The 10,126-nt window shown below is 70.2% G+C and carries 1 pseudogene; it reads right to left on the bottom strand.

What is annotated here, in order from left to right:
- Positions 1 to 21: 21 nt before the first annotated feature.
- Positions 22 to 10,125: pseudogene (locus tag BDK92_RS31435) on the bottom strand (type I polyketide synthase); the annotation flags it as partial.
- Between the last annotated feature and the right edge of the window lies 1 nt (position 10,126).

Genomic DNA, 10,126 nt, shown 5'->3' with positions numbered 1-10,126 from the left:
CAGTCGTACGAGACATCGCGGTCAGGGACGAAGGTTTTCGCGGGCCATCTGCAGCAGGTCACCGACGTCCATCGCGTCGATCGCCGCGGTCCGGGAGGGCTCGGTGGTCGTCGTGCCACTGGGCTCGGCGAGCCGCAGCAACGTGTCCAGCAAGCCGGCGTCGCGCAACTTGTGCAGGGGTATCGATTCGAGCAGCCGCCGAGTCTGCTCCTCGGACGGATCCGCATCCCCGTCGTCTTCGGGCTGGCCGAACAGGTGAGCGCCCAGGTGTCGGGCGAGCGCCGTCGGAGTCGGATAGTCGAAGATCAGGGTGGCCGGAAGCCGCAGCGCCGTCGTCGCCCCAAGATGGTTGCGCAATTCGACCGCGGTCAGCGAGTCGAACCCGATCTCGCGAAACGCCCGACCCGGATCGATGTCCTCGGGGCCTTCGTGCCCGAGCAGGGCAGCGGCGTGTTCACGCACCAGGTCGAGCACCGCGCGGGAGCGCTCCGCGGTGGGAAGGAGTTCGATCCTCCGCCGCCACGAGTCGTCGACCTCGGTCTCGCCTCCCGCCATCAGCCGCCGTACTTCGGGTAGGTCCGCGATCATCGGACGCTGTCGCGCGGATACGAGACCGGCTGCGAACGACTCCCACGCGATGTCGGCGACCGTCACAACCGCAGGCCCCGAAACGGCCCTCGCGAGCGCGGTGACCGCCACCTCGGGATCCATCGGCACGAGCCCGGAACGGCGCAGCCGGGCACCGCCCTTACCCCGGGTGGCCTGGTTCTCCCCGCCCCAGGCGCCCCACGCGATGGAGGTCGCCGGGAGACCCTCACGTCGGCGACGGTCGGCCAGCGCGTCCATGAACGCGTTGGCCGCCGCGTAGTTCGCCTGCCCTGGGCTACCGAAGGTCGAAGCCGCTGAGGAGAACAGGATGAACGCGGACAGGTCCATGGACCGGGTCAGCTCGTCCAGGTGCATGACCGCGCCGACCTTCGGCGGGGCGACACCCGCGAGCCGCTCGATCGTCAGCGAATCGATGGCGGCGTCGTCGATCACCCCAGCCGTGTGCACGACCGCGGTCGGTGGATGCTCGGCCAGCAGTGCTGCCAGCGCGTTCCGGTCGGCGACGTCGCAACTCACGACGGTCACCCGTACGCCGGTCGCGGCGAGCTGCGCCTCAAGTTCGGGGGCTTGACCACCACGACTGACCAGCACCAGGTGCTCGGCACCGTGGCTCGCGAGCCACCGTGCGACGTGTCCGCCCAACGCGCCGGTGCCACCTGTCACCAGCACCGTTCCGTGGGGCCGCCAGTCACCGTCCGCTCCGGCCGAGGGGAGGGTGGTCCGGACCAGGCGCCGGGCGAACAGGCCGTCGGGACGGATCGCCACCTGGTCCTCCGACCGGTCGCCGAGCACGCCGATCAGCGACGCCACCATGTCCTGACCCGGCTGTTCCGGCAGATCGACCAGACCGCCCCACCTTGATGGATTTTCCAGGCCGAACGTCTGGCCGAATCCCCAGAGCTGCGCCTGGCCCACGCCCGGAAGCCGGTCGGTGGGGCATGCTCCGACCGCGCCACGGGTCATCAGCCACACCGGTGCACCGACCCCCGCATCCTCGAGTGCCTGCACCAGCGTCAGCGTGGCCGCCAATCCCACCGGTACAGCCGGTGCGGCGGGGTGGGGTTCCTCGGCGAGAGCCAGGAACGACAGCACTCCGGCCACCGCCGGCTCGGTGCCGACCCGTGCCGCCAGTGCCGACCGGTCCAACTCGGAATCCGTGATGTCGAGCCGGGTGACCCCGATGCCCCGCTCGGCCATTGCGTCCACGACCGCGTTGATCCACGGGTCGTCGGCCCGGGCGACGACCAGCCAGGTACCGGTCAGTTCCGGCGCCCGCCGATCCGCGATCCGGGCCCAGGTCGTCTCGTAACGCCAGGAATCGATGGCGGCCTGATTCAACTTGCGGCGCCGCCAGGCGGACAGGAGCGGGAGGACCGTGCCCAACGGCGCCGCCCCATCCGCACTGTCGACGTCGAGCGTCCGGGTCAGGGCGGCCAGGTCCTCCTGCTCGACGGCGGTCCAGAATTGCTTGTCGATCTCGTCTGAGCGGCGCTCCGACTCCGTTACCGGCGGCCTCTGATCCAGCCAGTACCGGCGCCGCTGGAAGGCGTACGTGGGCAGCTCCACGCGTCTCCCGGTGGGGAACAGCGCGGCCAGGTCGACGGGTACACCATGCGCGTGTGCCTCCGCCAGAGAGGTGACGAACCGCTGCATGCCTCCCTCGTTCCGGCGCAGCGTGCCGACCACCGCCCCGTCGAGCTCGCCATTGTCGAGAGAGCCCTGGACGTCGGCGGCCAGGACCGGGTGCGGGCTGACCTCGATGAACACGGCACGTCCGTCCTCAGCGAGGGCACGGACCGAATCGCCGAAGTGCACGGTCTGGCGCAGGTTGCGGTACCAGTACGCGGCGTCCAACGACGCGGTGTCGATCCACTGCTGGTCGATCGTCGAGTAGACCGCGATTGACGAGCTTTCCGGCCGGATCGGGGCGAGGGCGGCCAACACGGACTCGCGGATCGACTCGACCTGGGGTGAGTGGGAGGCGTAGCTCGCTGCGATCCGGCGGGTGCGAACGCCCTGCTCCGCGCAGTGGGCGAGCATTTCGTCGAGTGCCTCGGCGGCGCCGGACACGATCACGGAGCGGGGGCCGTTGATCGCCCCGAGCGACAACTGCCCGTGCCATCGCTCCAGAAGTTCCCGGGCCCGGTCCTCGGGCATGGCCACCGACGCCAACGCGCCCAGCCCCGACAGCGACTCCGCCGCAAGGCGGCTGCGGAAGACCACCACCCGCATCGCATCCGACAGCGACAGTGCACCAGCGACGTACCCGGCGGCGATCTCGCCCTGGGAGTGCCCGATCACCGCGTCGGGCCGTACGTCGTACGACTGCCACAGGGCGGCCAGCGACACCATCATGGCGAACGACACCGGCTGCACCACGTCGATCCGCTGCATCGAGGGCGCACCGGGAACTTCGCACAGCACGTCGATCAGTGACCAGTCGACGAACTCCGACAGCGCCTCGTCGCAGGCTTTGATCGACGCGGCGAAAACCGGAGCGGAATGGAGCAGCTCGCGTCCCATTCCCGCCCACTGGGCACCCTGCCCAGGGAATACGAAGACCACCCGGCCAGCGCCCGCATTGGTGGTGGCCCGCACGACACCGGGCCTCGGCTCGCCTGTGGCGACCGCCGCCAGCCCTCGTAACAACTCGTCCCGGCTCCCGGCGACCACGGCGGCGCGATGTGCGAGCGCCGACCGGGTCTGGAGCAACGACAGCCCGACATCTCTGTGATCGAGTTCGGGAGCCGTGTCGAGGTACGACCGCAGCCTGCTCGCCTGGGCGCGCAGTGCCGCCCCCGACTTGCCCGACAACGCCCACACGACCGGTAGGCCCGATCCTGATCCCGGCTCCGATCCCGACTCCGAACCCGATCCCGGCTCCGGCTCCGGCTCCGGCTCCGGCTCCGGCTCCGGCGAATCAACCCCGCCAACCAACACCGGAGCCTGCTCCAAAATCACATGCGCATTCGTCCCACTCACACCGAACGACGACACACCCGCCCGACGCGGCCGACCCACCACCGGCCAATCACACAACTCACGCACCAACTCCACCCCACCCGACGACCAATCCACCTCCGGCGTCGGAACATCCACATGCAACGTCGAAGGCACCACCCCACGCCCCAACGCCAACACCATCTTCATCACACCAGCCACACCAGCAGCCGCCTGCGTATGACCAATATTCGACTTCACCGAACCCAACAACAACGGACCACCAACACGACCCCGCCCATACGTCGCCAACAACGCCTGAGCCTCAATCGGATCCCCCAACCGAGTCCCCGTACCATGCGCCTCCACCACATCCACATCCGACACCGACAAACCCGCCGACAACAACGCCCGCCGAATCACCCGCTGCTGCGACGGACCATTAGGCGCCGTCAAACCATTCGACGCACCATCCTGATTCACCGCCGAACCCCGCACCACCGCCAGAATCCGACGACCACCCCGCACCGCATCCGACAAACGCTCCAGCAAAAGCACACCCACACCCTCGGAAAGACCCGTACCGTCCGCCGCACCCGCGAACGCCTTGCACCGACCATCCACCGCCAACCCACGCTGCCGACTAACCCCGACCAGCACTCCCGGTGCCGACATCACGGTCACACCACCGGCCAGGGCAAGGTCGCATTCACCCTGCCGCAACGCCTGCGCCGCCAGATGCAACGCCACCAACGACGACGAACACGCCGTATCCACCGTCACCGCCGGCCCCTCCAGACCGAACGCGTACGACACCCGACCCGACAGCACACTGGCGGTGCTACTGGTGGCGAGGAACGCCTCCAACCCCTCGGATCGACCATCCGACCGGGCGGAGTAATCCTGTCCGTTCGTGCCGGCGAACACCGCCGTACGACTGCCATTCAAGGAGAGTGGGTCGATCCCAGCCCGCTCGAACGCCTCCCACGACGTCTCCAACAGCAACCGCTGCTGCGGATCCATCGCCACCGCCTCACGCGGCGAGATACCGAAAAATTCGGCATCGAAGTCACCCACGTCGTCGAGGAAGCCACCGAAGCGGGAATAGCTCTTCCCCGGTGCATCGGGATCCTCGTCGAAGAGCGCTGCCAGGTCCCAACCGCGATCGCTCGGCAACTCCGAAATCGCGTCACCGCCGTCGGCGAGCAAACGCCACAACTGCTCCGGAGAGCCGATCCCGCCCGGGAAGCGACAGGCCATTCCGACAATCGCGATCGGCTCGTCCCGATGCGTTGCCGGGGCAGGATCCTCGGGGCCGGGCGCGTCGGAACCTCCGAACTCGTCGAGGATCCGCCCGGCGAGCGCCTCGGGAGTCGGATGGTCGAAGACCAACGTCGCCGGCAGCCTCAGCCCGGTGAGGGTGTTCAGGCGATTTCGCAGCTCCACCGCGGTCAGCGAGTCGAACCCCAGGTCCTTGAACCGACGGTCGGCAGGGATCGTCGCCGTCGTCGGGTGGCCCAGCACCGCAGCCGCCCGTTCCCGTACCAGGTCGACCATCACCCGTCGCCGCTGCTCGACGGGGAGTCCGGCAAGCCGGCGCTCCAGCGACAAACGGCCGTCATCGGCGTGCCCGGTGCCGGCCGTGCGCCGGGCCGGCACCGGTACGAGGTCATGCAGTAGCGCCGGCAGAACCCCGGCACGGGCCTGTGCCCTGCACTTCGCGATGTCGAGCCGGATCGGCACCAGCGCGGGCGCCGGATCATCGAGCGCGGCGTCCAGGAGGGCGAGCGCCTCCTCTGGGGGAAAGGCGGCCACCACCCCTCGTGACACCCGGGCCGCCTCCGTCGCGCCCAGCCGGCCGTACATGCCCTCGCGCTGCTCCCAGGCTCCCCAACCGAGCGAGAGCGCCGGCAGGCCGGCCGCGTGTCGGTAACGGGCGAGCCCGTCCAGGTAGGCGTTCGCCGCGGCGTAACTTGCCTGGCCGGCTCCACCGAACGTGGCAGCGGCCGAGGAGAACAGCACGAATGCGGAGAGTTCCAGGTCCCGGGTCAAGTCGTGCAGGTTGACCGCGCCCTCCACCTTTGGCCGGAAGACCCTCGCGAGCTGTTCCTCCGTGAGCGACGAGACGATGGCGTCGTCGACCACGGCCGCTGCGTGCACCACCGCCCGTAGCGGGTGTTCCTTGGGGATACCGGCGATCAGCCGGCCGAGCGCCGCGCGGTCGGCGACGTCACAAGCGGCGACGGTCACCCGGGCGCCCAGCTCGGTCAGAGCGGTGGCCAGCTCGGCCATGCCATCGGCCGCCGCGCCTCGCCGGCTGACGAGCAGCAGGTGCCTGACCCGGCGACGCGTGACGAGATGGCGGGCGAGCAGCGGACCGAGCCCTCCGGTCGCACCGGTCACCAGGACGGTGCCGTCAACCTCCCAGCGCGCAGCGACCGGCGCGGCTGTGGCTACCCGGGTCAACCTCGCTCCGAATACCCGCCCGGCACGGATCGCCAACTGCGGCTCGCTCAGCTCGATGGCCTCGGGCAGGCCGCCGGCGTCAACGTCGACCAACACGAACCGGCCGGGATGCTCGGCCTGCGCCGACCGCACCAGCCCCCACACCGCCGCGTACCCCAGGTCCACCGGTTCATCGCCGGTCGCCGTCACTGCCCCCCGCGTCACGATCACCAGACGGGAATGGGCGGACCGCTCGTCGGCTACCCACGACCGGACGATTTCAAGCACCTGTCGGGTTGCCTCCAGAGCACCCTCCGGGTCGGCTCCGGCCTGCGGCGGTGAGGCGCACGCGACGAGGACAGTCTCCGGGACCTGGTCACCGGAGTCGAGCAGACTCTCCAGGTCGGGATAGGTGTCCAGCGGTTTCGGCCCCAGCAGACCGTACGGATCGGCCCCCAGTGCGACCCGGCGTCCGACATCGCCAGGCGCCGGGGCCAGTTCCTTCCACCCAAGTTGAAACAGTGAATGGCCGCTACGGACGGCGTCCAACTGATTCGCCGTCACCGGTCGCAGGGCCAGCGACCCGATCGTCGCCACCGCCCGGCCGTCGGGGCTCGTGAGGTCGACCGACACCCGGTCTCGCCCGACAGCGGCAACACGCACCCGCACTGCCGAGGCGCCGGTGGCGAACAGTCGCACTTCTTCCCATGAGAATGCCAACCGGTTACGCGTACCAACGGAATCGTCCGGGACGAGTAGGGCCGCCGCGTGTAGCGCCGCGTCGAGCAGCGCGGGGTGCAGGCCGAATCGATCGGCCCGCTCCCGTTCACCCTCGGGCAGGGCGACCTCGGCGAAGACCTCTCCCTCGCTCGACCAGGCCCTCGTCAACCCCTGGAAGGTCGGTCCGTACTCCAGACCGGCTGCGGCGAGGGCCTCGTAGAAGCCCTCCAGGTCCACGGCGGCGGCTCCGGGCGGCGGCCACGGTTCGGTCCGTACCTCGACGGGTGCCGACCGGCCCGATCCGAGCACGCCGGACGCGTGCATGGTCCACGGGGTGCCCACCGGGGCATCCTGCGGCCGGGAATGTACCGTCAGCCGGCGGCGCCCCGTATGGTCGCCGTCGCTCGCCTCACCGAGGCGGACCTGGACATGCACCTCCCCCCGGTCGGGCACGACCAGCGGCGCCTCCACAGTGAGCTCGACGAGTTCGTCGCAGCCCACCTGGTCGCCGGCTCGCACGGCCCATTCCACGAAAGCCGAGCCGGGTACGAGCACCGCGCCCAGCACGGCGTGCTCGGCCAGCCATGGCTGGGTCCGCAGCGACAGCCGGCCGGTGAACACCGTCCCGTCCGCGTCCGCCAGACCGATCACCGCTCCGAGGAGTGGATGGCCCACCGGTTCCAGTCCGAGGTCGGCCGCGGCGGGTGTGACCACTCCGTCCAGCCAGTAGCGTCGCCGCCGGAACGGGTATGTCGGCAGGTCGACACCGCGGGCGTCGGCGAACACCGTCGCCCAGTTCAGCCCGACGCCGCCCACGTGCGCCTCGGCCAGCGACGTGAGGAACCGTTCCATGCCGCCCTCGTCGCGGCGCAGCGTCCCGATGACGACGGCCTGACCGTTCTCCCGCTCGACGGTGTCCTGTACGGCGCCGGTCAGGACCGGATGCGGGCTCACCTCGATGAACGCGCCGTGCCCATCGGCAAGCAGCATCGCGGTCGCCTCCGCGAAGCGAACCTGTTGGCGCAGGTTGCGGTACCAGTACCCGGCGTCGAGCTCGTCGGTGCTGATCCAGTCGCCGTCCACCGTCGAGAGGAACGGCACCTTCGGTGACCGGGGCTCGACCGGGGAGAGCGCCGCGATCAGCTGCTCCCGGATCGCCTCGACCTGCGCGGAATGTGACGCGTAGTCCACCGGGACCCGGCGGGCGCGTACTCCGTTGGCCTCACAATCGGCCAGCAGTTCCTCGATCGGCTCGATGTCGCCCGAGACGACAACCGAGGAGGGGCCGTTGACCGCGGCGACGCAGAGGCGCTCCGGCCAGCGCTCCAGAAGCTGATCGACCTGTCGGGCCGACAGCGACACCGAAACCATGCCCCCCGCTCCGGAGAGCGAGTCGGCGATCATACGGCTGCGTAGTGCCGCCACCCGTGCGCCGTCGCGCAGCGACAACGCGCCCGCCACGCAGGCAGCGGCGACCTCGCCCTGGGAGTGCCCGACGACGGCCGCCGGTTCGAGCCCGTACGACGACCAGAGCGCGGCCAGTGACACCATCACCGCGAACAGGGTCGGCTGGACCACGTCGACCCGGTCCAGCGAGGGGGCGCCGGGCACATTCCGCACGACGTCGAGGACGGACCAGTCGACGAACTCCGCCAGGGCCTCGTCGCACTCGGTCAACCGGTCGAGGAAGGCCGGGGACGAGTCGACGAGTTCCGCGGCCATACCGATCCACTGCGCTCCCTGCCCGGGAAAGACGAACACCGGCCGCGCGGCCGCCTCCACGGTCACGCCCTCGATCACCCCTGCCCCGGTGTCCCCGGCCGACACCGCCGTCACGCCATGCAGGAGCCCGTCCATCCCGTCCGCGACAACCGCCGCCCGGTGCGCGAATGCCGATCGTTCCGTGGCCAGTGACCGAGCGACGTCCTCCGGACGCAGGTCGGAGCGATGTCTGACGTACGACGTCAGGCGCGCCGCCTGAGCCCGCATGTCCGCGTCCGTCCTGCCGGACAGCACCCACACCATGGGCCCGGAGCGCTCCGACCGCTCGGTCGGCTCCCCCGGTGGCGCTTGTTCGAGGATGACGTGCGCGTTGGTTCCACTGATTCCGAAGGACGAGACAGCGGCACGCCGTCGCCGCTCGGTACCCGGCCAGTCGACCGTCTCGGTGGCCAGCCGTACCGCGCCTGCGGTCCAGTCGACCTGCGGGGTGGGCAGGTCCACGTGCAGGGTCTTCGGCACCACGGCGGCGCGCAGGGCCAGCACCATCTTGATGATGCCGGCCACCCCCGCCGCGGCCTGGGTGTGCCCGATGTTGGACTTCACCGAGCCGAGCAGCAGCGGACGGTCGGCGGGCCGGTGCAGGCCGTAGGTAGCCAGCAGGGCTTGCGCCTCGATCGGGTCGCCGAGCGTCGTCCCGGTGCCGTGCGCTTCCACCACGTCGACGTCGGAGGACGCCAGCTGGGCGTTTGTCAACGCCTGCCGGATCACCCGCTGTTGCGACGGTCCGTTCGGGGTGGAGAGGCCGCTGCTGGCGCCGTCCTGGTTGACGGCAGAACCCCTGACGACCGCGAGCACCCGCCGGTTGTTGCGCAACGCGTCGGAGAGCCGCTCCACCAGGAGCACCCCGACGCCCTCGGACCAACCGGTACCGTCGGCGGCCGCGGCGAACGGCTTGCACCGGCCGTCGGCGGCCAATCCCCGTTGGCGACTGAACCCGACGAACATGCCCGGATTCGAGAGCAGGCTGACTCCACCCGCCAGCGCGAGCGAGCACTCGCCCTGACGGAGAGCCTGAACCGCCAGGTGCAGGGCCACCAGCGACGAGGAGCACGCTGTGTCGACGGTCACCGCCGGTCCCTCGAGCCCGAGGACGTACGACACCCGACCGGACACGACGCTGCTGGCGTTGCCGGTCAGCAGGTAGCCCTCAGCTCCCTGTGGCACCTCGTGGGAACCGTCGGCGTACCCCTGCCCGCCAGCTCCGACGAACACGCCGGTCTGGCTTCCCCGCAACGACAGCGGGTCGATGCCGGCCCGCTCGAACGTCTCCCACGACGTCTCCAGCAGCAGTCGTTGCTGCGGATCCATTGCCACCGCCTCGCGTGGCGAGATACCGAAGAACTCGGCGTCGAACTCTGTCACCGAGTCGACGAATCCACCGAAGCGCGTGTAACTCTTCCCCGGCGCGTCCGGGTCGTCGTCGAACAGGTCCGTCAGGTCCCACCCCCGGTCGGTGGGGAACTCCGTGATGCCGTCGCCGCCGCCGAGCACCAGGTCCCACAGATCCTCCGGCGAGGTGACACCCCCGGGGAGCCGGCAGGCCATGCCGATGACCGCAATCGGCTCGCGGGCCCGCTCCTGCGCTTCTTGGAGCATCTGACGGGCTTGACGCGCGTCCACGATCGCCCGC

Source organism: Micromonospora pisi (assembly GCF_003633685.1).
Lineage (GTDB): Bacteria > Actinomycetota > Actinomycetes > Mycobacteriales > Micromonosporaceae > Micromonospora_G > Micromonospora_G pisi.
Note: the sequence above shows the minus strand (reverse complement) of the source record. Positions and strands in the feature narration are given on the sequence as shown.